This window comes from Vogesella mureinivorans (assembly GCF_007644035.1).
Lineage (GTDB): Bacteria > Pseudomonadota > Gammaproteobacteria > Burkholderiales > Chromobacteriaceae > Vogesella > Vogesella mureinivorans.
In genome coordinates this window covers 1-279 of record NZ_VMTV02000738.1, presented here as the reverse complement: position 1 = coordinate 279, position 279 = coordinate 1, and the positions used below count along the sequence as shown (strand labels likewise).

1 protein-coding gene is annotated in these 279 nt (G+C 63.4%); it reads left to right on the top strand.

Annotation, left to right across the window (positions count from 1 at the left end):
* The coding region (locus FLQ44_RS17990) for an ATPase, T2SS/T4P/T4SS family (RefSeq protein WP_147695478.1) at positions 1 to 279 on the top strand (279 nt) is incomplete at both ends.

Below are 279 nucleotides of genomic sequence, written 5' to 3'. Positions count from 1 at the left end.
AGCTGAACCTGCCGCCGGTCATCAAGACCCTGTCGATGACCAAGCGCGGCATCGTGATCCTGGTCGGCGCCACCGGTACCGGCAAGTCGACCACGCTGGCGGCCATGCTCGGCTACCGCAACCAGAACTCCTCGGGCCACATCATCACGATCGAGGATCCGATCGAATACGTGCACAAGCACGAGGGCTGCATCATCACCCAGCGTGAGGTCGGCATCGACACCGACAGCTGGGAGAACGCGCTGAAGAACACCCTGCGCCAGGCGCCCGACGTGATCA